Below are 24,209 nucleotides of genomic sequence, written 5' to 3' on the forward strand. Positions count from 1 at the left end.
TATTATCTCAAAGGATTAATTCATGTGGTTGTACACAAGTTGCACTTTCAAATTTGATATTTCTGAATTTACTCCATTTTTATTTATGTTAAGACCTCAAAATAACTCAAGTCAATTTATATCATTAGAAAAATTACAAATAAAACCAAATCTTGAAGTTAATCAATTTCAAGATATTTATGGTAATTTCTATCAAAGATTAATAGCTCCTCCTGGAAAATTTAAAATTAAATGTGAAACAAAAGTTAAAATTAAAAATAATTCTAATAATGCTATTGGTAAAGGATTTGTTGAAATAGATAATTTACCCAATGAAGTTCTTTTGTATTTACTTCCAAGTCGTTATTGTGAATCTGATTGTTTTAATCAAATGGCTATACAAATTACTCAAGGTTTTTCTTTGGGATATGAACAGGTATTTGCAATTACAAATTGGATACGAAATAATATTAGTTTTGAAAATAATAGCAGTGATACGCAAGTAACAGCTATTGAAATAAATAATAGAAAATATGGAGTATGTCGAGATTTCGCCCATTTGGCAATTGCTTTATGCAGAAGTATTAGTATTCCATCTCGTATTGTTGTAGGATATTTATATAAATTAGAACCTATGGATTTACACGCGTGGTTTGAAGTTTATATAGGTGATGATTGGTATAGATTCGATGCAACACAAGAGCCAAATAAAGAGGGTTATATTGTTGTGGCATATGGTAGAGATGCTGCTGATGTTGCTGTTTATAATCAATTTGGTTTAACTTTATTTCCTAAATCACAAAAAGTAAAAGTTAAAAAAATAAATGAAATATAAATCAAGGATTTATTATGGAACGCTTTAAAATAATTCATCGAACTTATTATAATTATTCCAATAATGTAGATTTAGGAACTCATAATTTACTTTTACGACCAAGGGAAAATCACGAGCTTAGAATAGAATCATTTACATTAAATATTACTCCAAAAGCCAAAATCTTATGGCATTTGGATGTTGAGGATAATTCAGTGGCAATTGCTACTTTTAATACTGCAACTCAACAACTTTTTATTGAAAGTGAAGTAATAATTCAACAATATAATGAGTCACCACTTGATTTTATTGTGGCTGATTATGCTATAAATTATCCCTTTAAATACCTTACAAATGATAATTTCATTCTTTCATCTTACATGGTTTTACCAAATGAAGAAAGTAGAATACTTTTAAATAATTGGATATATAATGTTTATAAATATAGTGAAAAAATTCAAACTTATACACTTTTGCAAAAACTAACAACTTATATCTTTAAGAATTTTACATATAAAGTAAGAGAAGAAGAGGGAGTTCAAACGGCAAAACAGACTTTAGCTTATTGTTCAGGTTCATGTAGAGATTTTGCTTTTTTGTTTATGGAAGCAGTTAAATGTTTAGGTTTGGCAACACGATTCGTAAGTGGTTACTTATATGCACCTTTGATGTCTGAGCAAGTTGGTTCAACTCATGCTTGGGCTGAAGTTTATCTTCCAGGTGGTGGATGGAAAGGTTTTGATCCAACGACAGGAAATATTGTAGGGAAAGATCATATTTCAGTTGCTGTGTCAAGATTACCTGATAATGTTCCACCAATTGCAGGTTCATTTTCAGGAATTGCAGATTCAACACTAAGTGTTGGAGTTTGGGTTACAAAGATTTAAAAAGATTTAGTTTTAAACCACACTTCACTAAAATTTTTTATAGCATTTTTTATCTCAAATTCTTCAAATCCACCAAATCCTAAAGCAATAACTTTTTCTAAATCAAAAAACTCTTTGAAATAAATCTTTATTTTATTTTGTTTACATAATTCATCAAGTTTGTCTAAATCTATATTTATAAAAGGTTTTATCAAAAGATTTAATCCACTTCCTTCTCTTAAAATTTTTATTTCATCTTTTAAAAACTCTTTTAAAGCTTCTTTCATTAAATCATGTTTTTTTTTATTTATATTTCTTATTTTTCTTAAGTGTTTTTCAAAATATCCCTCTTTTAAAAATAGAGTTAATGTTTTTTGAGTATCTATTGAAATACCTGAAAATCTAAAATCAAAAGTTTGATGGTAAATATTTAGTAAAGAAGCTGGTAAAACAATATAAGAAATTCGCAAAGCAGGAGATAAAGCTTTAGACAAAGTTCCCAGATAGATAATCCTTTGATTATTGCTTTCTAAGCCTTGCATAGATGGAATAGGTCGATTATAGTAACTTAATTCACTATCGTAATCATCTTCAATTATAAAAGCGTTATTATTTTTTGCCCAATTTATAAGTTTTAATCTATTTGAAATTGGCATTGTAACACCTGTTGGAAACTGATGAGATGGCGTTACATACAAAGCTTTACAATTTGTTTCTTCCAATAAAGTTAAGTTTAATCCATCAGAATTTATAGGAATATTTTCTATTTCAAAAGAAGATATTTCAAAAACTTTTTTTGCAGTATTATAACAAGGAGATTCAATAGCCATTTTATTTGAAATTTCTTTTAAGATACTTGATACCAAAAATAAACTATCACTAAATCCACTTGTGATAATAATTTGATCACTATTACATTTTACAGCTCTTGATGATAAAAGATATTTTGAAATTTCTTCTCTTAACTCTAATTCACCTTGTTTATCGTAATAAACACCATAATTAATATCATTTTTTACAACTTTGTTATAAAGCTTTAACCAAGTTTGTTTTGGAAAAGAACTTTTTGCTAAATGTGCAGGAAAAAAATCTATTTTATAATCAACTTCTTGTTTTTTATCTTCTATTTGAGTATCTAAATTTGTTTTAAAATTTTGAAAAATATCTTCGCATACAAAATATCCACTATTTTTTTTACTTTGGATATAACCCTCTGTACATAGTTGATTATATGCTGTTTGTACGGTTGTTTTACTAAGATTATACTCATTTGATAATTTTCTAATTGAAGAAAGTTTTGTTCCAGCTTTTAGTTTTGTTTTTATTTCATCTTTTATTTGTTCATATAACTGAATATAAAGTGGTATTGAATTTTGTTCAAATTTATACAAAAGTGTCCTTGTTAGAAAAATAAAAAATGTATCTTTTATTAAGTACAGATTTCTGATATTATACGAGTGAAAAACTTAATATAAGGAAAAAGAATGAATGAAAAAATAGAAAATATATTAAAGTATGAAGGTATTTTTAGTATTGTGGCAAAAGGTGATGATTTTCCTCATATTGTAAATACTTGGAATTCTTATGTAATTTTTAAAAATGATGAATTTTTTATTCCTGTTGCGGGAATGAATAAAATGGAAGAGTTTCTTAAAAAAGAAAATAAAGTTATTGTTGTTATTGGAACAAAAGAACTTATGGGACTTTATGGAATGGGAATGGGAGTTAAAATAATAGGTAATGCTTCAATTTTAAATGATATAAAAGAGTATGAAGATTTAAAAGCTAAGTTTGAATGGGCAAGAGCTGTTATGAAAATAGAGATTTTAGAATCATATCAAACTACATAAGGAAAATAAAATGAGAAGAGCTGAATTTGATATTAAAGATGAAAATAGTATAAATGAAATATTAAAAGTCTGTGAATATGGAAGTTTAAGTTTAATAAGCGAAGAAAAACCATATGTCGTTGCCTTAAATTTTGTATTTTTTGATGGCTCAATCTTTTTTCATGGTGCAAAAGAAGGAAGAAAAATTGAGGCTATAAAATCAAATCCAAATGCTTCTTTTTTAGTGGTAAAACCTTATTCTTTTATTCCATCTTTTTTTAGTGATACTATGGCTGCATGTCCTGCAACTCAATTTTTTGCTTCTGTGTTATTTGAGGGAACTATTAATTTTATTGAAGATGGAAATATTAAAGCAAAAGTTTTGAATGTTTTGATGAAAAAATTTCAAAGTGAAGATAGTTTTGAAGAAATTGCCTATGAAAAGGCAATGTACAAAAAGATGCTAGATAAAACAGCTATTTTAGAGCTAAAACCTCAAAATATTAGTTGTAAAATAAAAGTAGGGCAAAATTTAGATGAAGAGAAAAAAAATAAATTGATAGGAAAATTAAAATCTAGAGATTCAAAAATAGATGAAGAGACTATAAAACAGATAAAACTACATAGTTAAAAAAGATTATAAAATCTTTTTTAACTGGTTTTTGATAATAACTGGCACAAAAAACATAGAAACTACATAAGAGATTAAAGTCCCACCAATAAGTGCTACTCCTAGACCTCCAAATACTGCATCATTTGCTATTAAAGCACTTGCGAATACCATTGTGAGAACTGTAAGGATTATAGGCTTAGAACGCGTTGCAGTTGCTTTTGCGATAGCTTCATTAATACTAAGATTTTTTTCAAGTACAAGTTGTTTTGAAAAATCTATAATTAAAGTTGAATTTCTAGAGTTTATTCCAATAAGTCCAATAAATCCTATAAGTGAAGTTGCTGTTAAATAAAAAGTATCAGTTGTAAATAAATCCATGATTACATGGGCAAATACAACTCCAATAATTGATATAAAACTCGAAAGAACTATTCCTCCTGATATTGCAAAATTTTTATAATAGATAACCATTAAGAAAAAAATTAAAACAAGTGCGATAATAAAAGCGCCACCTAAATCTATGAATGTATCAATAGTTACTTTTAATTCTCCATCAAATACTAAATCAAATTTTTCTTTTGTTTTTTTATCTATAAAAGATAGATTTAGCATATTTGTTTTTGTTATTTCAAAGTTATTTAATGTATTTAACATCTCTTTTCTTGCATTTAAAAGAGGATAAATTTGACTATCTTTAGAAGTTTCTGCTATTACATTTATTAATAAATTTAAATTTTTTGAAGTAATTGTTGGTTCTTTTATTATCTCTTTTATTTTTACAAATTCAGAAATATTTATCATAGTTCCTTGATTATTTACTATTTTTAAATTCTGAAGTTTTATTTTCAACTCTTCTTTTGAAGAATTTTTAAGAATTCTTGAATCATTTAGTCTTAAAAATATTGGTATTTGACTTTGGGCATTTTTATCATTTACAACAGCAATATTCATACCCTCAAAGGCTAAAAATAGAGTATTTTTTAATTGTTCTAAATCAACTAAACTAATAATTGCTTTACTATTATCAAGTTCTAACTCGTACATAATAAAATCTTTATCTGCTAAAATATCAATGTCTACTAATGTTGTTTGATTTTTTAGTATTTTTGCAATTTCTTGTGCAAAGTTTTTTCTACTTTCAAAACTATTCCCACCATAAATTTCAGCAACAATGGAAGCAAGAACTGGAGGACCAGCTGGAAGTTCAATAAACTTGATATTTGCTTCATATAAAGAGCAGTTTGTTTGTACTTTAGTTCTTAATTGACTAACTAAATTGTAACTTGTAATTGTTCTTTCTTTTTGTTTTTTAATATTTACTATAATTTCTGCTTGAGATTCTTTGTCTTTTAAAGCACTTTGTTTTACCAATGCAGCAAAATCAAGAGGTTGACCTTCTTTTATAAAAGTAGAAATATTAATAATATTTTCTTCTTTTTGAAGAGTTTTTACTATACATTGGGTTACTTCTTTTGTTTGAAAAGTACTTGAACCATCCTTTAAATCAACATAAATAGAAAAAGTATCAGAGTTTTTACTTGGAAGCATTTTTGCTTTTATAATTTGTGTTGGAAAGGTCATAATACTTAAAACAAATAGAATAAAAGCAATAAAATAAACCAAAAAAGATTTTTTTCGACTTTCTAAAATATCAAATATAAATTTTTCTAATTTCATCCAAAATCCTATAAAATTTTTTTAACTAAATACGGAGTAAACGCGTATGCCACAAATAATGACATTGCCAAAGAAATAGGCACAAAAACAGGAAGAGGGTGCATAAATTGTCCCATCATTCCTCCAACAAAAAACATAGGGATAAATGTCATGATAATTGCAATTGTTGCAATATTTGTAGCATTTCCTATTTCATTTGTTGCATTTATTGCCAATGGAACTATATCCATATGGGGAGATTCTTGTTTATGTCTATGAATATTTTCAATTACGATAATTGCAGCATCAACTAGCATTCCTAGAGAAACAATAAGAGCAAATAAAGTTATTCTATTGATTGTTTCTCCCAAAATCAGTCCTATAAACAAAGTAAGAGATAAAATCATAGGAACCATTAAAGATACAATCATTGCTTCTTTTAATCCTAAAGTAAAAATAAGTAAAATAGCAATAATTACAATAGATATTAAAAGGTCTAAAACCAATTTATTTACAGCATTATTTGCCATATAACCATCATCTCTTGTAATAGTATATTTTATGTTTTTTGCTAATAATTCTTCTTTTATAGAGTCCATGTATGCAAAAATTTCTTCGTTAATTGTTACAGAATTTGCACCTTTTAGTTTTGATGCACTAAGAGTTATTTGATTAAATTCTTCAAAATCATCTATCTCATCTCTTAAATAAATAAAAGCTTCTTTTTTATTTTGAATATCATAAGATTTTTCAACAAATGCAATATCTTTTAAATAAATTGGAGTTTGAAAATTATAAGAAATTATAAGATTTTCTAAATCTTTTTCATTTTGTATTGCTTCTTTTATTCCAAAAATAACAAGTTCAGAGTTTTGTGTATTTGTTGTAATATTTGGAGTTTTATATGAAAGAGCTTGGATTTGTTTCATAACTTGTCCTAAAGATAAGTTATAAGATGAAAGTTTATTTGCATCAACTAAGATATTGAACTGTTCTTTTTTCTCACCTTTTAAATCAACCAAAGCAACATCTTCTATTTTATTAATTTCTTTTGTGATTTTACTTACTTCATTAAAAAGTTGGCTTTGCGAAACTAAATCTTTTTTTTGTTCTTTTTGTGAATAAAAGGCAATTGTAGCTATTGGAATATCTGTATCAATATCCATAGTTTTTATCATAGGTTGTAATGCTCCTTGAGGCATTAAATCCATATTTCTCATAACTTGGTCATAAAGTTTTAGATTAGATTTTTCTTTATCTTCACCTATAAAATATTGAACTTGAACAATAGCAACTGAATCTTTTGCAAATGAATAAATATTCTCAACACCTTTTATCTCTTTAATTTTTTTTTCAAGAGGTTCAATAATTACTTTTTGTATTTCACTTGGGAGTGCTCCTGGAAGTGCTACAATTACAACTCCTCCACTTACTTTTATTTGTGGATTTTCTTCTCTTGGCATTATTAAAAGTGAGATATATCCTAAAATTAAAATAAATACACCAAAGATAAAAGTTAGTGGATGATTTATAAATAATAGTGATAGTTTCCCTGCTATATTTAGCTCTTTATTCATTTTATTTATTCCTAATCTTTAATATCTAAATCAAGAAAAACTTTTGAGTACATTCCTGGATAAATATTAAAATCTTTTTTATCAAAAGAGATTTTTAGTACAAATGAGTGAGTTAAACCATTTGTATTTGGAATTATTGCTTCTATTTTTCCCTGCGTTTTGAAGTTTTGTGAAGATATTTCTATATTTACTTTTTGTCCAATTTTTATATCATTTATGTTGGATTCTGAAATATCAGTTTTGATTAATAGAGTTGATAAATCGGTCAAAATCAAAGCTGGAATGCTAGGCATTGCCATTTCTCCTACTTTGATTGATTTTTTTATAATTAATCCATCATTTGGAGCTTTTATTTTTAAATAATCATATTGTAAATTTATCTCTTTTAATTTAGTATTTGCAATATTTACCATATTTTTACTATTTAATAAATTTAATTCTAGTTGTTCAACTTCATATTTTGAAACCAAATCTTGGGCTTCTAATCTTTTATATCTTCCTAAATTTAATTCTATATTTTTTGTCTGATTTTGTAAAATTTCAAGATTTAAAAGAATCTCTTTTTTATTTGAATCCATATTTGATGAGTCAATTTCATATAAAATATCACCTTTTTTTACGCTAGAACCTTCACTTACATAAACTTCTTTTATATAACCCATATTTCTACTTGTAATTATTTTTTCATTATCAGAAATTACTGTTCCTGATAGCTCTATTTGATTTGCAAGTAAATTTAAACAAAAAATTATAGTTGTTAAAAGTATTTTTATCATTAGTTTTTTTCCTCTTTTATATTTTTTCCTAAAGCAAGATTTATTTTTGCAAAAGCTAAAGATTTTTCATATCTAGCTTGAATAAGTAAAGCTTCATTTTTTCTAAAATTTGCTTCTTGTTGAAGTAGGGTCGTCATTGAAATCAAGTGATTTTGATATAAAAGTTTTGATTGTTCAAGTACATCAGCTGCTAGATTTTTAGCTTCTATTTTTTCAATTAAGATTTTTTCTTTTGTTTGTAGATTTAAAATAGTTTTTTGAAGCTCAAGTTTTATAGCATCTTTTAATTTTTCATTATTTAATGAAGCTTTTGCATATTCAATTTTACTTTTTTGTTTTTCAATATCTCTTGTATTGTCAAATAAAGTAAGATTAATTCCAATAAGTGCCATATAATAATCTTTTTCATCATCTAAAGTTAATTTATCATCATTAAAACCATATTCTAAATGGGAATAAATAGATGGATAATATGATGAGTTTGCTATATCTATATTCTTTTTAGAGGCATTAACTTGAATATTTTGTATTTTTACTTCATCTCTATTTTCTAAAGCTTGATTATAAAGTAGATTCTCTTCTGGTATTTCAAAAGTTATATTTTCTAAAGTCTGAACATCATTAATTGAATCATTTGATGATAAAAATCTTAAATATGATAGTGCTAATTCAAAATTATTAGAAGCTTCAATTAGTTGAGAATTTATATTTAATTCATAAACTTTAGCTTCATTAACATCTATTTTTGTAATTAAACCTTCTTTATGAAAAGCATCTGCTGATTTAGAGATTTGATTTATTGCAACTTTTGCTTTTTGTAATGCTTGTGTAAAATCTTTTGCAACAACAGCACTATTGTAAGCTTTTAGAACTTCAAAGCCCAACTCTTTTTTATCAAGATTATATTTTATTTCATTGGCTTTTTCTTGGAGTTTTAAAATATCTTTTTGATTTGAAAGTTTAAATCCTGTAAATAAAGGAACTTCATAAATTAGTTTTGTATTAAAATTATTTCTAGCATCTGGGTAATTCAAATCTGTTGGTTGAACATCAATTCCCTCATTTTGCTGTGCAAAACCAAAATCTCGAAAAGTAGCTTCTCTTGAAGATAATTTTGAATTAAAAACATATCCAGAATGATTTGTTCTACTTAACTCTTCAGTGATTGAGAGTTTTCCATAATTTATAGAATCAATAGTTTTTATATCTAGGTTTGATGATTGAATATTTAATTTTTGTTGTTGTAAATCTTTATTATTTTGTAGGCTTAAACTTAGAACCTCTTCAAAGTTGACACTTTGAGCAAAAGTTAAAGAAGTTACTAATAATGATAAATAAATCTTATGCATATAGAAATCCCATTTTTATTTAATAGTTTTAATTATACACTAAAAAATGGGTATTTTTGATAAAAAATTATAAAAAAAAGTTATATAGCTTTCATTTATTTTAATTATAATTCTAAGTTATTTGAAGGATTGTGCAAGATTCCCAATAATTAACTGCCAGCCGTCAATTATAATAAAAAAGATAATCTTAATGGGTAAGGAAATCATAACAGGAGGTAACATCATCATTCCTAAACTCATTAGAATAGAAGCTACAATAATATCAATTACTAAAAATGGTAGAAATATTAGAAACCCTATTTCAAAAGCAGTTCTAAGTTCACTAACAATAAATGATGGCATTAAAAGTGTCAAAGGAACATCATCTATATTTTTAGGATTTGGTTCTTTTTTTATTCTATAAAATAGAGCTAAATCAGATTCCCTGGTATTTTTTATCATAAACTCTTTAAAAGGTTTTAATCCTTTTTCTATAGCAATTTCATAACCAATTTTTTCATCCATATAAGGTTTGATACCTTCTTCCCATGATTTTTTACCATAAGGTTCCATAATAAACATTGTTAAAATAAGTGATAATGAAACTATAATTTGAGCTGGAGGAGTTTGTTGTAAACCCATTGCTTGTTTTAAAAGAGAAAATACAATAATAATTCTAGTAAAAGAAGTAACCATTAATAACAATGTAGGCGCTAAAGCCATTAAAGTTAAAATAATTGCTATATTAATTGTTTTTACAAATTGGGCAGGTTCAGTAACTCCTGAAACTGAAAGATTAATCATAGGAGCAGAATCTGCTGCAAAAGCAAAAATAGAAAATAGTAAAAGAGTAAGTATAAATTTCAAAAAAAATCCTATTAAAATAAAATATAATATCTAAAAAATGATTAAAACGATATATCCAAAATCATCTATTCTTTTTGTTTGATATAACCTAGTTCTAGAAGTTTATCATAGATTTTACTAGTAATATCTCCTGCTGCTTCTCCACCGTGTCCACCATGTTCTTCAATTACTGTTACTGCATATTGAGGGTTTTCAAATGGGCCATAAGTTGTAATCCAAGCATGAGATCTTTCATAATATTGTAGTTCACTCTCTTTCATTCTTACTTTTTCAGATTGAGGAATAGAAACAACTTGTGCAGTTCCTGTTTTTGATGCTATTGTTATTTTAGAATTTATATGTCTACTTGCTGTTCCTTTTTGTGCATAAGAAACATCATACATTCCTTTTCTAATAACATCCAAATATTTTGTAGGAATTCCAATATCTTTTGGTTCTTCATAATTTGCTTTATAAAAGTGTGGTTTTGGTAATTTTCCTGTTGCTATATAACTTGTATATCTTGCAATTTGAAGCGGAGTTACTAACATATTTCCTTGTCCAATTGAAGTAATTACGGTTTCTCCAACATACCAAGGTTCTTTATATTTTTTTTCTTTCCACTCTTTATTTGGATTTACTCCTGAAAATTCGTTAATTTGATCAATTCCTGTTTGTTCTCCAAAGCCTAATTTATCTAAAGTGTGAGAAATTTTATTTATTCCTATTTTTAAACTTCCTTTATAAAAAAAGTCGTCACAACTTTCAGCAATTGCTCTTCTAAAATTTACATTTCCATGACCAGTTGATTTCCAACATCTAAAATTTCTATTTCCAATAGTTAAAGAGCCAGAACAATTAACACTAAAATTATCACCTATTCCATTGTCTAAAAATGATAAAGCAACTCCCATTTTAATTACAGAACCAGGAGGATATAAACCATTTATAATTTTATTTGTAAATGGATGGTTAAAATCATTTCTCATTTCATTCCATTCTTTTACAGAAATACCTCTTGCAAAAATATTATTATCAAATTCAGGAAATGAAGCAGATGCTAATAATTCTCCATTATTTACATCCATAACAACAACAGCTCCACTTTTACCTGTAAAAATATCTTGAATATATCTTTGTAAATTTACATCTAAAGATATTTGAATATTATTGTCTATTGAAGCCGCTTTTTCATTTAAAACTTCTATTTCTTTATTTAAAGCATTTACTTTTACATCTTTATAACCCATTTCTCCTTGAAGTTTTGTGTTATAAAATTTTTCTAAACCATTTTTCCCAATGATTCCATTGTATGAAGATAATGCATTATTTAAAATATCAAGTTTTGAAGCTTTTCCCACATAACCTATGATATGAGAAGCTATTTCTTTTTGAGGATAAGCTCTTTTTGTAGTTGATTCAACTTTTACATCTTCTTTAGAAGATAAAATTGTATATTTTGGGAAAAATTCTTGATAAGAAATATAATCAATAACTTTTATAAATTCATGATTATATGCAGAATCAGCTCTTTTATATTCTCTTATTAATTTATCTCTTTCATATTGGGGAAAATGTTTTATTATTGAATCAATTATTTGTTCTAATTTTTCTTTATTTTTATAAGAACTTAAATGAGGTTTTACTAAAACTGCAAATCCCATTTCGTTAATTGCTAATTTTTCACCATTTCTATCTTCAATCATTCCTCTAATTGGTATTTTATCAACTCTTTTTATGTAATTATTTTTTGATAACTCTTCATAATAAGTATTTGATTTAATAGTTAAAAAATAGACTCTTGATAGTAAAGTTATAAAAATACCTAATATTATTAAAAAAATAAGTGTTAGTCTTATATTCAAAGAAATACTCCAAAAAATATTAAATCAATAAGTATATTTGCAAATATTGTAATTATCATCGTTTCATTTAGTCCAAAAATTACAGACCAAATAATTAATAAACCAATATAAAAAATTATTATATAGATATAACTACTAGATAAATTGTCATAAGAATAATTTTCATCTTTTGGCAAAATAAATATATATAAAAAAAGTGATAATAAACTTAAAGTAAAAGGCTTTAAACCGCTATTTATTTCAATAAATAGAAATGCAATTACAACAAAAGCTAATGAATATAAATATCTTTCTTTAAGACATCTATAAAAAATTGTAAATAAAATACCCGCAAACATAACTAATAAAAAATGTATAGAAGAAATTGTATTAACCATAACGGCTAGAGCTAGTACTATAAATAGGAAAATTGGATTATGTAAATTGCTTTTTGTCATATAAATTTGATGCTTTACTTTTGATTATTTATGATTATAGTATAAAAAATCTTATAGCAATATCAAAGTCAATTTAAGGTTTTTTCTTTGATAAATCATAAATAAAAGAAAATATTTCTGCAACAGCTTTATACATAGAATCTGGAATCTCTTTGTCTATGTCAATTTGTGACAAAAGCTCAATTAAATCTTCATCTTTTTTGATTGGAATATTATTTTCTTTTGCAATTTTAATAATATTTGAGGCAGTTTCACCTTTTCCTTTTGCTGTTATTTTTGGAGCATTATCTTTATCTATATCATATTTTAATGCAACAGCTTTTTGAACAATATTTTTATTTATATTTTCTTGCATTTTATGCCCTTATATCAATACCAGAACTAAGATTTGAATTTTGATTGTAACCATTATTTATATAAGTTTGAACTGGTTTATCTTTTGATTCTTTTTCATCTTTTAAATCTAAAAGTTTTATATTTACGGGAATTAAATGTACATTATTTAAAGCAATTTTTAGTTGTTGCATATTATCTCTTAACGCTGTTTTAAAATGCTCTCTTTGGGCATAAACAGTTAAATCAAGTTTGTTTTTATCATATAAAGCCAACATTAAATCAACTTTTCCAAAATCTTTTAAAGTAAGATTAATTTGACAATAAAACTTATCTTCATCAGCTTTTTTCATGAAAATATTTCCATCTTCAAGCATATCCCAAAGAAAAGGAAGATAAACATTATTTGAGTTAGAACTAAGTGACAGAAGTTGTTGATAATCAATTTGCGTTAATAATTTATCAACTTGTTTTGCTAATTCTTGTGATTTTGGGTCGGTTTTTGAGCTTAATTCTTCTTGCATTTTAAGTAAAACTGTTTTTACATCTTCTGTAATTTTTGTTTCACCTTTTGGATTATCAACCATATCTTGGATTAAATGTTCAACCTTATCTACTAATTTTGTTAAATGATTTTGAAGATTTGTATTAGTTGGATTTAATGTTTCTAAATTTTCTTTTAATGTATTTAAAAGTGGAGTTAAATTTGATGTGAAATTATTTGAAAAAGTACTTAAATTATTTGTTGACATTAAATTTTGTAAATTTTCACCTTTTGAAAACAAATCAGGCATTTTTAAAAGATTATCAATCATTGGTAAAATATTTTTATTTTGCAAAGTAGGATTTTGTAAAATGTCATTTCTTATTTGAACTAATAAATCTTTTGTTTGAACATTTAAATTTTCTTTTAAATTTTGTTCAGGAGTTTGAATATTTTTATTCAAAGGAAGACTATTTTCTATTTTTGATTCAACTAAAGTTCCATTATTTACAATAGTTTTTAACTCATTTGTAAGATTTGATAAATTTTGTGTTTGAGTGGGAGTCAAAGAAGAATTTAAATTTTGTAAAGCTGTTGTTAATGATTTTAAATTACTTGTAAATTCTGTATTTGCATTTGTTGTTTGATTTTGTGGGCTTTGTAGAAGTTTATTAACTAATTCATTCACCTGTTTTGCTTGTGGTGTATTAATATCTTTTACCAAATTTTGTATTTGAGTTAACACATTTTCTAATTTTGCATTTGTTGGAGTTGCTAATTTTGATTCCAAAAAAATACCTGAGTTTTTCACTTGTTCTTTTAGTGTATTTGCATCCATATCTTTTATGTTTTTTAAAAAGTTTTCAATTAAAGGTTTGAATTTTTGCAAACTTTCATCTTCTGAAATATTTTCAAGAAGCGAAGATAAATTGTTTGAAACAGAACCTAAATCTTTAAAAATACTTGAATTTTTGAGCATATTTTCTATTGTATTATTTGATTTTGTACCATTTTTTAAACCATCAAATAATTCTTTTAAAACATCATTTACAGAACCTGTATTATTTTTAACTAATTGTTCTAATGTTTTTGAATCTGCCTCTTTTAAGACTTCTTTTAAAACCTTATTATCATTTGGTAAAAGTATATTTAATAGTGGATTATTTGATACTAACATACAAAAGTATAACATATCTAAATATTTTCTACACACTTTTTTGGTTATACTTTTTTTATGAAAAGAAGAAACTTTATAAAATTTACAACAATTGGTGTTATTTTGTTTTCAACAAATATCACGATTGCTAGAACAATTCCACAAAAAACTCTATTGATTTTGGATGAGATTTTAAATATTATATTTCCAAAAACTTCCACAATGCCAAATGCAAAAGAGTTTAAAGCTTTAGAATATTTGATAAAAAATATTTCTCACAAAACCTTTGAAAATGAAGATAAAGTCTTAATTCTTGATGGAACAAAAGATTTTAATAAAAGTTTTCCAGAATTTTTAACTTTAAATCAAAATAAGAAAAAAGAACTTATTTTTGAGATTATAAAAACTAGCACTTATGCAAAGTCTTGGGTTTCAAAACTCACATATTATGGAATTGAAGCAATGTTTAGTGACCCAATTTATGGTGGAAATTTCAATCAAATAGCTTGGAAAAGTGTTAATCATTCAATTGGAATTCCAAGACCTTTAAAAACTTATGGACAAAAAATATGATTTACGATGTTTGTGTTATTGGAAGTGGAGCTGGAGCTGGTCCTATTATTTATGAATTAAGCAAAAAAGGCTTAAAAGTTTGTGTTTTGGAAAAAGGCGATATTTATAATGAAAAAGATTTCTCAAAAGATGAAATAGTGGTAAGAAAAGCTATTTATACTCCAAATTTAAAAGATGAATATCATACGATTGAAGAGCTTATGGATAATTCTTGGCAAAAATTTCCCACTTATGAAACTGGCTGGAACTTTTGGAATGGTTCACTTTTGGGTGGTTCTTCGAACTTTATGAGTGGATATTTTCACAGACTTAAACCAAATGATTTTAAGTTAGCTTCGATTTATGGAGTTGCAAAAAAATCAAATATTGTTGATTGGGTTATAAGTTACGAAGAACTAGAACCGTATTATACAAAAGTTGAAGAGCTTGTAGGCGTTTCAGGAGAAGTTCAAGAATATGAATTTTTAGAGCCACGAAGTACAAAAGATTTTCCATATTCTGCATTAGCAGAAAATAAAATAGTGGATTTAATAGATAAATCTTGTAAAGAATTAGGTTTTAAATCCATAAAAACACCAAGGGCAATAATCTCAAAACAAAAAGATCATAGAAATCCTTGTTATTATTCAAATTATTGTGGTTCATACGCTTGTTCAAGTGGAGCAAAAGGAAGTTCAAGGGCTAGTTTAATAAAAGATGCAATTCTTACAAATAATGTAACAATAATTGCAAATGCCTTTGTGGTTAAACTAAATACTTCAAAAGATAAAAAAATAAAAAGTGCCACTTATTTGACAAAAGAGGGTGTAAAAAAAGAAATAAAAGCAAAACTTTTTATTCTTGCTGCTCAAGCTGTTGAGACTTCAAGGCTTTTATTAAACTCAAAAGATGAAAATTTTCCTTTTGGTGTTGCAAATAATAGTCTTAATGTTGGGAAAAATTTCCTTTCAAGTAGTGGAGGAATCGTAAGTGCAACTTTTGATGAAACAAATATAAATTTAAAAGATTTACAAGAACCTGGACTTTTTGTAAATAGGTCTTTAATGGATTGGTATTTTACAAAAGAGTTTAAAACAGGAACTATTGATATTCTTTTTGAACATGCAAATCCAATAAGAAGAGCTTCAATTTTGAGATGGAATGAAGATGAACTTTTAATAGGTGAAAATTTACAAAATAAAATTTTTGAAACTTTTACAAAAACTAGAACTTTAAATATGGAGATTTTTGTAGATTGGACACCAAATGATGACTCTTTTATAAGTGTTGATGAAAAATACAAAGATAAATATGGAATTCCAGTTGCAAATATTAGAATTGGTAGCCATGAACAAGATAAAAAAGCTTCAATATTTTTGGAAGAAAAAGCTATAAAATTATTTGAAAAAATGGGTGGAAAAAATATAATATCAGATATTTCAGTACTTCCATCATCAAATTTACAAGCAGGTGGTTGCAGATTTGGGAATGATCCTAAAACATCAGTTTTAAATAAGTATTGTCAAGCCCACGAAGTTTCAAATCTTTTTGTAACAGATGGCAGTTTTATGCCAACAGGTGGAAGTGTTCCATATACTTGGACAATTTATGCAAATTCTTTTAGAGTGGCTGATTATATTAAAAATAATTGGGAAGATTTAATAGTATAAATAAAATATTACATTTTGTAATATTTTATTTTCTATAAAAAAGTTTTAGATATAATAAATTAACAATACATTACACAAGGTTTATTTATGCAAAATATAGAAATTTGGCACAACCCACAATGTTCAAAATCAAGAAATGCTATGGAATTACTAGATGCAAAAGGTATAAATGCAAATGTAGTTAAATATCTGGAAAATACTCCTACCAAAGAGCAAATAAAAGATGTTTTGAAAAAACTAAATATGAAAGCATCAGAGATTTTAAGAACAGGTGAAGAAATATATAAAGAGTTAAATTTAGAACAAATAAATGATGAAGATAAATTAATAGAGATTATGGTAGAAAATCCAATTTTAATCGAGCGTCCAATTATTATAAAAGGCGATATTGCTGTGATTGCAAGACCTATTGAAAATCTTGAAGAATTACTTAAATGATTTTTGAATTAAATGAAAAACAGCTTCGAATCAGATACATAAGAGTTTTAGAAAAATTCTTTACAAGAACAATATCTTTATTAAAACTTGATAATTTTGATAAAGATTTATTCAAACAAAGAACTAAAAAAAATTATGAAGAGATGATAAAAACTAAAGAAATTGAATTATATTCAGATTATTACGAGAGTTTAAAAGTTTTTATAAATAAAACAATGTTCTATTTACAAGAACATTCTAAATCTTTTGAAGAAGAACGAGCAAATCTTTTAAAAGAAGCAAACCTTATTCAAAAAGAAAAAAATAGTAGTAATTATAAAAAAGATAAACACAAAAATGAAAAATTCAATGATGGATATTAATGAGTCAAGAAGAGTATAAAAGTTTCAAATTATCAGGAGTTATAAAAAAAGTTTTATACAAAAATGAAGAAACTAAATACATAATTGCAGTTTTAGAAAACAACCAAAAAATTTGTGGCGCATACTTTGATACAGATATTGAAAAAATAGTTGGAGAAGAAGTAATTTTAAAAGGAAATTGGATAACCCATAAAAAATATGGTGTTCAATTTGAATTTGATACTTTGCAGCTAAAAGAAGCAGAAATATTCTTTTTTCTTACAAAAATAGTAAAAGGTGTTGGTAAAAAATTTGCCCATGAATTATTAGAAAAATATGATGAACTAGAGTTAATTGAAATATTAAACAATCGACCACAAGAGTTATTGGATTTTAAAGGAATAAAAGAGAAAAAACTTCAAATGATTGTAAGTTCTTGGCAAAAATTTCAGCACTTAAGAGAACTCGGTTCTTTTTTGGCAAAATTTGGTGTTACTTCAAATCTTATTACAAAAATATATTCAAGTTTAGGTGAAGTTGAGAATCTAATAGAAAAAATCAAAGAGAATCCATATATTTTAATAAATATAAAAGGAATTGGTTTTAAAAGAGCCGACGAAATAGCTAAGTCTTTAGGAATTGACCCAAAATCAGAGTTTAGAATTATGGCTTGTTTAAATTATACATTAAGAGAATATTGCGATAATAATGGAAATTCTTCCATAGAAAAGTTTCATTTATATAAACTTTTAGATGATAGTTTAAGATTTTTTAATGAAGAGATTTTATATGAATCAGCAATTTCTAAAATGTTGGTTGATGAAGATATTTTTGTAACAAGTGAAAATAGATATGCTTTGTCAATGCTTTATTATGCAGAAAAAAGAATTTTGGAGTTTTTCACAAGAAGAAAAAATGAAAAAAACCGAAAGATTATTGCTTCTTTTGATGAATATTTGATAAAAAAACAAGAAACTTTAGGTTTTGAATTAAGTATTGAGCAAAAAAAAGCGGTTGAACTTATAAATAATGGAGATAAAACTCTATTTTTAATAGGTTATGCAGGAACAGGAAAATCTACTTCAAGTAGGGCAATTTTGGAGCTTCTTGAGGAGACAATGTCTTATGATGATATTATGACAATTGCTTTAAGTGGAATTGCTTCACAGAGAATTTCAGATACAACAGGTTATAACTCTTCAACAATTCAATCACTTCTTATGAAACATAAAGAAAAAGATTTTTTCCCCTATAAAGCCATTCTTTTAGATGAAGCTTCAATGGTAAACTCTGTTACTTTTAATCAAATAGTTTCAAAAATAGATGATGATACTATTTTTATAATTGTGGGAGATGATGGGCAATTACCAGCTATTGGAGCTGGAAATGTACTTGCAGATGCTATAAAATATGAACTTGCACCAATTTGTAAACTTACAAAAATTTATAGACAAAATGAAAATCAAGCAATTGCAGTAATTGCAAATGATATTAGAAAAGGCGAAGTTCCAGCTTACAAAGAAGAATATGAAGATTTCAAATTTGTTGATGTTTCTATTTCAAACTATTATTCACAAAAAAACTCTGTTTCTTCAAATGATTTTGCTGATTTAAGAGGTGAAAATTCTGAGTATATTCTGAATAATATTTTAAACATTTCAGCAGGTTATATAGAACAATATTATGATTTTATAAAGAAAAAAAAGATTTCAAAAGCTTTAACACTTTTTCAAGTGATTACGCCTATGAAAGCTGGAATTTTAGGAGTTGATAACCTAAATATTCAATTACAAAAACTTTTTAATCATTCAAAAGGAAAAGCTTTTGTTTCAAAAGTTTATGAATACAAATTAACTGATAAAGTAATTCATATTAAAAATGAAAATATGAAAGCTCAAACTATGAGTATGTACAAAAGTGGCTCATCAGATTTTCTTGAAAGAAGAGTTTATAATGGCCAATTAGGACTTATTATAAAACTTGATTTTGAAGAAGAAAAATGTATAGTTTTATATCCAAATGATGATATGGTTGTATTTTATGACTTTGAAAATGTGTATACATTACTTAGTTTAGCATATTGTTTAACTATTCATAAAACCCAAGGAATGGAGTATGAAAATGCCTTAATTCCTATGAGTTTTTCACATTATATTATGCACAATACCAAACTTTTATACACAGCAATTACAAGAGCAAAAAGTATGTGTTTTATTGTTGGAGAGGAAGAAGCTTTTAAAAGTGCTTGTAAAAAGCTAGAAATAACAATTCGAGAATCTGTAATAAATGATTTACTTAGTAAAAAAATAGTTCAAGATAGAGAAATAATCATAGTTTAACGAACATAAAAGCAACTCTTTTGTATTATATAGAAAATTTTTAAGAGGATAATATTTTATGATAACATGGATGCAAAGACATAAAAGATGGCTAGTGATTACTATTTGGATTAGTACGATTGCATTTGTCGGCGCTGGCTTTGTTGGTTGGGGTTCTTATGAATATGGAAAACAAGGTGGAGTTGTAGCAGTAGTAGGCGATAGAGAAGTATCAGTTGAAGAATACAACCTAGAGTATTCGAATCTTTATGAACAATATTCTAAAATGTTTGGTGCTATGTTTAGTAAAGAATTAGCTGAACAATTAAAATTAAAAGATGTTGCTTACAGACAAGTTTTACAAAAAAACCTAATTTTATCATACGCTGATTCTTTAGGACTTGATATTACAAATGAAGATATCGCAAAAGAGTTAGTAAAATATAATGCTTTCTTAAAAGATGGAAAATTTGATAAAGAAACTTATGTAAAAATTTTAGCTCAAAATAGAATGACTCCAAAGAATTTTGAAGAGTCTTTAAAAAGAAACTTATTATTACAAAAAGTTCAAATGTTTTTTGATTTAAATCCAAGTGGTGTAGAAATCGAAAACTTAAGTAAATTACTTTTTATTGAAGATGATATCTCAATTAAAATCTTAAGTTCGAATGATGTTAAAGTTGATATTAAAGAAGATGAATTAAAAAAATATTGGGAAGAGAATAAAAATACTTATATGTCAGAAGTTTCTTATGATTTAGAAGTAAAAGAAATTCCTTTATTAACAGCAAATTCAACTGATGAAGATATTAAAGCCCATTATGAAAAATTTAAAATTGATTATAAACATGAAGATGGAAAAATTAAATCTATTGATGAAGCAAAAAGTCAAATAGTAAAAGATTTAGATGAGAAATTCACTAAAACAGAAGCTTTAAAAATATATTTAAAAATTAAAAAAGATGAAGATAAGTTTGAAAATAAAGTTACTTACACTGAATCAACATTACCTTTCATAGAAGAAAATAATACAAAAATATTAGAATCAAAAGAGGGTGAAATTGTAAAACCATTCTTTGAAAAAGATAAATATTTTATTGTAAAACTAAATAAAAAGAATATATCACAAGCTTTAAGTTTTGAACTTGCATCTTCTTTGGTTACAAAAGATTATGAAAAAGTTATGAAAAGTAAAAAACTTAATGAACTTGCAACTTCACAACTAAAAGATTTTAAAGGTGTTGATATTTCAAATGTTACAAGAGAATCAGCAAATAAAATTGTAGGTTTAGAACAAAAAGAAGCTGGTAAATTTTTAAATGAGTTATTTGCAGCAACTTCAAAAGAAGGAATAGTTAAATTAGAAGATAAAGTTGTATTATTTAGAATAAAAGATTCAAAATTTAGTGATTATAATAAAACGAAAGATGAATTGGTAAAAGGAACTTTAGTTCAACTTCAAGAGGAAGAGTTAATGACAAATTTAATGAAAAAATTAGAAAATAGTTTTGAAATAAAATCTTTAATTAAAGAAAAGGAGTAATAATTGAATAATACTTTTTTAGCAATTGATATTGGTTCATCTAACATTACGGCAGTTATTGCAAAACATGATTTAGAAAATAATATAAATATTTTAGGTACAGGTATTCAAAGAAGTAGTGGTATTAATAAGGGACTTATAATAAATATCGAAGAGGCATCAAAAGCTATAAAAGATGCAGTTTCAGTGGCAAAAAGAACAACAACAGAGCTTATAGATACAACTGTTGTATCTATTTCTGGAAGTTATTCTAAAAGCATTAGAAGTTCAGGTTCTGTAAATGTTCCAAATGGACTTATTACAGAAACAGAAATAAATCAAGTTATGCAAATGGCTTTATATAATGCGACTATTGTTCCAGAATATGAAGTTGTACATGTCGTGCCAATATTTTTTAAAGTTGATGATTCAGTTGAAGTTGATAATCCTTTAAATATGAATGGTTCAAGACTTGAAGTTTCTGTTTATATAGTAACTGCAAAAAGAACAGCTTTAACAAATATAAAATCAGCTCTTAAAACATCAGGAATAGAAGTTGTTAAATTTGTTTTAGATTCTTATGCATCTGCTTTAGCTGTATTAGATGATCAACAAAAGAAATTTGGTGCAGTTGTTATAAATTTAGGTTCAACAACTACGGAGTTTGTGTATTTTAAAGGAAATTCTATTATTTTTAATGGTTTTATTCCTGTGGGTTCTAATCATATAACAAATGATTTATCTGTAATGCTACACACTCCTCCAACTGCTGCTGAAAAAATAAAACTAGAATATGGTTCACTTTTAAGAAATTACTCTCCAAACAATGAATTAGGTGTTACAAAAGTTAAAATTCCTAGAATTGGTGATGAGGAAAGTATTTCAGAAGTTGCTCTTGATTATATCCAAACTATAATTCATGCAAGAGTTGAAGAAGTTTTAGGTTTAGTAAAAAATAAACTTAAAAAAAGTGGTCATTTAGATAATACAGGTTCAGGTATTGTAATTACAGGTGGAATGAGTTATCTTGATGGTATTAAAAAACTTGCTGAAAAAATTTATGAAGGTATTCCAATTAGTGTTTCTAATCCAAAGAATATTAAAAATGGTTTTATGAGTTTTGATGAAGCTAATATGGCTACAATAGTTGGATTATTATTTTACTCTTTGGGTGCAAATAAAAGTTATCAATTAGATTCAAGTAAAAAACTTGTTAAACCATTAAAGAAAGATAGAATAATGGAACCAAAAATTTCAGTTGTTGAAAATACTTCTGAAAAACAAGTTATGCAAAATAGAAAAGAAGAAGTTCAAATAAAAGATAACTCTACAATTTTAACACCACTAATAAGAGATAAGAAAAAAGGTGTGTCAAAATTCTGGAATAAAGTATCGGAGTGGTTTTAATGGAAAATTTATTTAGAGTAGACGATATAAAAGTGGATATGCCAAGCAAAGTTTTATCTGATAATGTAGCAAAAATTGCTGTTATTGGAGTTGGTGGTGGTGGTTGTAATATGATCAATCACATGATAAATGAAGGTTCTCATAAAATTGATTTAATTGCAGCTAATACAGATTTACAAGTATTACATATCTCAAAAGCTCCAAAAAAGATACAACTAGGACTTAAACTTACAAAAGGTTTAGGTGCTGGTATGAAACCAGAAGTTGGACGAGATTCAGCGGTTGAAAGTTATGAAGAGATAAAAGCTACTTTAAAAGGTGCTGATATTATATTTATTGCTGCTGGTTTGGGTGGTGGAACTGGAACGGGAGCCGCTGCAATAATAGCAAAAGCTGCAAAAGAAATAGGAGCTTTAACAGTTTCTGTTGTTACAAAACCATTTACTTGGGAAGGTAAAAAAAGAGCAGGATTAGCAAATCTTGGACTTGAAGAACTTAAAAAAGTAAGTGATTCAATTATCATCGTTCCAAATGATAGATTATTAGAAATAATAGATGAAAATGTTGGTATGAAAGATGCATTTAAAATAATTGACAATATTTTATACCAAGCTGTAAATGGTATGAGTGAAGTTATTTTAAATCCAGGAAATTCAGATATTAATACAGACTTTGCAGATGTTAAAACAATTATGCAACATAAAGGTATGGCATTAATGGGAATTGGTCGGGCAAAAGGTGAAAATGCAGCACAAAGAGCCTTAGAAGATGCTATTGATTCTCCATTACTTGATAAAGTTTCATTAAATGGTGCAAAAGGTATTTTGATTCACTTTAATATTCATCCACAAGTTTCGTTATTTGCAATTAATGATGTAATGGGAACTATTAATGATAGAATGGATTCTAATGCTGAGATTATCTTTGGAACTACATCTGATAGTACTTTAGAAAAAGATGAAGTAAAAATCACTATTGTTGCAACTGGATTTGAATCAAAAAATGATGAACTGGAAGAAATTTCAGAAGGAAATGAAGAAAATAGTAATCAAAATAATACTATTTTAGCTGATAGTGAAAATTATTTTGATACACCACCTTTAATGAGAGATTATATTGTTCAATATCAATTGAACTAGAAAATCTTTTAACAATCAGAATAGGGCTTTAAATTTTTATTTAAAGCCCTAAAATATTCTTATATATGAGAGTGTAAAAATAACTGTGTAAACCTAAAAAAATAGATTTATTTGATATATAATCAAGTAAATAATTGTAAAGGATTTACATGAGTTTAATAAACCACGAAGAGCTAATAAGACAATTAAAATCTGGAGAATTAACTTCTCTAGATGAGATAACAAATGAGTTTAAAAATATACTCAAAGAAGTTATACAAACT

At 26.0% G+C, this 24,209-nt stretch carries 22 protein-coding genes; 12 read left to right on the forward strand and 10 right to left on the reverse strand.

The window, feature by feature from the left end; all coding sequences use genetic code 11:
• The first annotated feature begins 28 nt into the window (after positions 1-28).
• Entirely contained in the window at positions 29-814 is a 786-nt protein-coding gene (locus tag B0174_RS10115; protein ID WP_205663522.1) for a transglutaminase-like domain-containing protein, read from the forward strand.
• Between the two features lie 14 nt (positions 815-828).
• Positions 829-1,680: a transglutaminase family protein gene (locus B0174_RS10120; protein WP_108560332.1), complete on the forward strand. Its 852-nt coding sequence runs from the start codon at positions 829-831 to the stop codon at positions 1,678-1,680.
• Here the strand turns inward: B0174_RS10120 and pdxR are convergent.
• Entirely contained in the window at positions 1,677-3,050 is a 1,374-nt protein-coding gene (gene pdxR / locus B0174_RS10125; protein ID WP_108560335.1) for a MocR-like pyridoxine biosynthesis transcription factor PdxR, read from the reverse strand. The two genes, B0174_RS10120 and pdxR, sit on opposite strands and share 4 nt — an antisense overlap.
• Positions 3,051-3,143: 93 nt before the next feature.
• Here pdxR and B0174_RS10130 point away from each other — a divergent pair, with 93 nt between their 5' ends.
• Complete coding sequence (locus B0174_RS10130; RefSeq protein ID WP_108560338.1) at positions 3,144-3,509, forward strand: FMN-binding protein; 366 nt, start codon at positions 3,144-3,146, stop codon at positions 3,507-3,509.
• A gap of 10 nt (positions 3,510-3,519) precedes the next feature.
• Complete coding sequence (locus tag B0174_RS10135) at positions 3,520-4,119, forward strand: pyridoxamine 5'-phosphate oxidase family protein (RefSeq protein WP_108560340.1); 600 nt, start codon at positions 3,520-3,522, stop codon at positions 4,117-4,119.
• Positions 4,120-4,125: 6 nt separating this feature from the next.
• On the opposite strand, the gene B0174_RS12420 is transcribed toward B0174_RS10135, so the two are convergent.
• From B0174_RS12420 to fliK, 9 genes are all read right to left on the reverse strand, one after another.
• Positions 4,126-5,778 (reverse strand): efflux RND transporter permease subunit, encoded by a 1,653-nt coding sequence (locus B0174_RS12420; protein WP_108560343.1) that lies wholly within the window; start codon positions 5,776-5,778, stop codon positions 4,126-4,128.
• A gap of 8 nt (positions 5,779-5,786) precedes the next feature.
• The gene (locus B0174_RS12425) at positions 5,787-7,334 is read right to left on the reverse strand and encodes an efflux RND transporter permease subunit (protein ID WP_108560346.1); all 1,548 of its coding nucleotides are present in this window, start codon (positions 7,332-7,334) and stop codon (positions 5,787-5,789) included.
• A gap of 11 nt (positions 7,335-7,345) precedes the next feature.
• Positions 7,346-8,110, reverse strand: a complete 765-nt coding sequence (locus B0174_RS10150; RefSeq protein ID WP_108560349.1) for an efflux RND transporter periplasmic adaptor subunit — start codon at positions 8,108-8,110, stop codon at positions 7,346-7,348.
• On the reverse strand, positions 8,110-9,459 hold the full coding sequence (locus B0174_RS10155) for a TolC family protein (RefSeq protein WP_108560352.1): 1,350 nt from the start codon (positions 9,457-9,459) through the stop codon (positions 8,110-8,112). The genes B0174_RS10150 and B0174_RS10155 overlap by 1 nt, the downstream gene beginning before the upstream one ends.
• Before the next feature lie 117 nt (positions 9,460-9,576).
• Entirely contained in the window at positions 9,577-10,305 is a 729-nt protein-coding gene (gene fliP, locus B0174_RS10160; RefSeq protein WP_108560355.1) for a flagellar type III secretion system pore protein FliP, read from the reverse strand.
• Positions 10,306-10,370: 65 nt separating this feature from the next.
• A complete protein-coding gene (mrdA, locus tag B0174_RS10165; RefSeq protein ID WP_108560358.1) occupies positions 10,371-12,149 on the reverse strand; it encodes a penicillin-binding protein 2 in 1,779 nt (592 codons plus the stop codon).
• Positions 12,146-12,586, reverse strand: a complete 441-nt coding sequence (locus tag B0174_RS10170) for a hypothetical protein (protein WP_108560361.1) — start codon at positions 12,584-12,586, stop codon at positions 12,146-12,148. Before B0174_RS10170 ends, mrdA begins: the two co-directional genes overlap by 4 nt.
• A 73-nt stretch (positions 12,587-12,659) precedes the next feature.
• Positions 12,660-12,941, reverse strand: coding sequence for an EscU/YscU/HrcU family type III secretion system export apparatus switch protein (locus B0174_RS10175; RefSeq protein ID WP_108560364.1), 282 nt, complete (start codon positions 12,939-12,941; stop codon positions 12,660-12,662).
• A 1-nt stretch (position 12,942) separates the two neighbouring features.
• Complete coding sequence (gene fliK / locus B0174_RS10180; RefSeq protein ID WP_205663523.1) at positions 12,943-14,595, reverse strand: flagellar hook-length control protein FliK; 1,653 nt, start codon at positions 14,593-14,595, stop codon at positions 12,943-12,945.
• A gap of 42 nt (positions 14,596-14,637) precedes the next feature.
• On the opposite strand from fliK, the gene B0174_RS10185 reads away from it, so the two are divergent.
• From B0174_RS10185 to ftsZ, 8 genes are all read left to right on the forward strand, one after another.
• The gene (locus B0174_RS10185) at positions 14,638-15,132 is read left to right on the forward strand and encodes a gluconate 2-dehydrogenase subunit 3 family protein (RefSeq protein WP_108560370.1); all 495 of its coding nucleotides are present in this window, start codon (positions 14,638-14,640) and stop codon (positions 15,130-15,132) included.
• Positions 15,129-16,781, forward strand: a complete 1,653-nt coding sequence (locus B0174_RS10190) for a GMC family oxidoreductase (protein WP_108560373.1) — start codon at positions 15,129-15,131, stop codon at positions 16,779-16,781. The genes B0174_RS10185 and B0174_RS10190 overlap by 4 nt, the downstream gene beginning before the upstream one ends.
• Positions 16,782-16,868: 87 nt before the next feature.
• The gene (gene arsC, locus B0174_RS10195; RefSeq protein WP_108560376.1) at positions 16,869-17,219 is read left to right on the forward strand and encodes an arsenate reductase (glutaredoxin); all 351 of its coding nucleotides are present in this window, start codon (positions 16,869-16,871) and stop codon (positions 17,217-17,219) included.
• Positions 17,216-17,581 (forward strand): hypothetical protein, encoded by a 366-nt coding sequence (locus B0174_RS10200; protein WP_108560379.1) that lies wholly within the window; start codon positions 17,216-17,218, stop codon positions 17,579-17,581. The genes arsC and B0174_RS10200 overlap by 4 nt, the downstream gene beginning before the upstream one ends.
• Positions 17,581-19,899, forward strand: a complete 2,319-nt coding sequence (locus B0174_RS10205; RefSeq protein WP_108560382.1) for an AAA family ATPase — start codon at positions 17,581-17,583, stop codon at positions 19,897-19,899. The genes B0174_RS10200 and B0174_RS10205 overlap by 1 nt, the downstream gene beginning before the upstream one ends.
• Before the next feature lie 58 nt (positions 19,900-19,957).
• The gene (locus B0174_RS10210) at positions 19,958-21,421 is read left to right on the forward strand and encodes a peptidylprolyl isomerase (protein ID WP_108560385.1); all 1,464 of its coding nucleotides are present in this window, start codon (positions 19,958-19,960) and stop codon (positions 21,419-21,421) included.
• Between the two features lie 3 nt (positions 21,422-21,424).
• A complete protein-coding gene (gene ftsA / locus B0174_RS10215) occupies positions 21,425-22,807 on the forward strand; it encodes a cell division protein FtsA (protein ID WP_108560388.1) in 1,383 nt (460 codons plus the stop codon).
• Positions 22,807-23,946, forward strand: coding sequence for a cell division protein FtsZ (gene ftsZ / locus B0174_RS10220; RefSeq protein WP_108560391.1), 1,140 nt, complete (start codon positions 22,807-22,809; stop codon positions 23,944-23,946). The genes ftsA and ftsZ overlap by 1 nt, the downstream gene beginning before the upstream one ends.
• The last annotated feature ends 263 nt before the right edge of the window (positions 23,947-24,209 follow it).

This window comes from Arcobacter caeni, assembly GCF_003063245.1.
GTDB classification, from domain to species: domain Bacteria; phylum Campylobacterota; class Campylobacteria; order Campylobacterales; family Arcobacteraceae; genus Aliarcobacter; species Aliarcobacter caeni.

Excerpts from the sequence above, each read along its gene's own strand:
- B0174_RS10120 (WP_108560332.1), top strand. The coding sequence starts at position 829 with ATGGAACGCTTTAAAATAATTCATCGAACTTATTATAATTATTCCAAT.
- B0174_RS10130 (WP_108560338.1), top strand. The coding sequence starts at position 3,144 with ATGAATGAAAAAATAGAAAATATATTAAAGTATGAAGGTATTTTTAGT.
- B0174_RS10135 (WP_108560340.1), top strand. The coding sequence starts at position 3,520 with ATGAGAAGAGCTGAATTTGATATTAAAGATGAAAATAGTATAAATGAA.
- B0174_RS12420 (WP_108560343.1), bottom strand. The coding sequence starts at position 5,778 with ATGAAATTAGAAAAATTTATATTTGATATTTTAGAAAGTCGAAAAAAA.
- B0174_RS12425 (WP_108560346.1), bottom strand. The coding sequence starts at position 7,334 with ATGAATAAAGAGCTAAATATAGCAGGGAAACTATCACTATTATTTATA.
- B0174_RS10150 (WP_108560349.1), bottom strand. The coding sequence starts at position 8,110 with ATGATAAAAATACTTTTAACAACTATAATTTTTTGTTTAAATTTACTT.
- B0174_RS10155 (WP_108560352.1), bottom strand. The coding sequence starts at position 9,459 with ATGCATAAGATTTATTTATCATTATTAGTAACTTCTTTAACTTTTGCT.
- B0174_RS10170 (WP_108560361.1), bottom strand. The coding sequence starts at position 12,586 with ATGACAAAAAGCAATTTACATAATCCAATTTTCCTATTTATAGTACTA.
- B0174_RS10175 (WP_108560364.1), bottom strand. The coding sequence starts at position 12,941 with ATGCAAGAAAATATAAATAAAAATATTGTTCAAAAAGCTGTTGCATTA.
- fliK (WP_205663523.1), bottom strand. The coding sequence starts at position 14,595 with ATGTTATACTTTTGTATGTTAGTATCAAATAATCCACTATTAAATATA.
- B0174_RS10185 (WP_108560370.1), top strand. The coding sequence starts at position 14,638 with ATGAAAAGAAGAAACTTTATAAAATTTACAACAATTGGTGTTATTTTG.
- B0174_RS10190 (WP_108560373.1), top strand. The coding sequence starts at position 15,129 with ATGATTTACGATGTTTGTGTTATTGGAAGTGGAGCTGGAGCTGGTCCT.
- arsC (WP_108560376.1), top strand. The coding sequence starts at position 16,869 with ATGCAAAATATAGAAATTTGGCACAACCCACAATGTTCAAAATCAAGA.
- B0174_RS10200 (WP_108560379.1), top strand. The coding sequence starts at position 17,216 with ATGATTTTTGAATTAAATGAAAAACAGCTTCGAATCAGATACATAAGA.
- B0174_RS10205 (WP_108560382.1), top strand. The coding sequence starts at position 17,581 with ATGAGTCAAGAAGAGTATAAAAGTTTCAAATTATCAGGAGTTATAAAA.
- B0174_RS10210 (WP_108560385.1), top strand. The coding sequence starts at position 19,958 with ATGATAACATGGATGCAAAGACATAAAAGATGGCTAGTGATTACTATT.
- ftsZ (WP_108560391.1), top strand. The coding sequence starts at position 22,807 with ATGGAAAATTTATTTAGAGTAGACGATATAAAAGTGGATATGCCAAGC.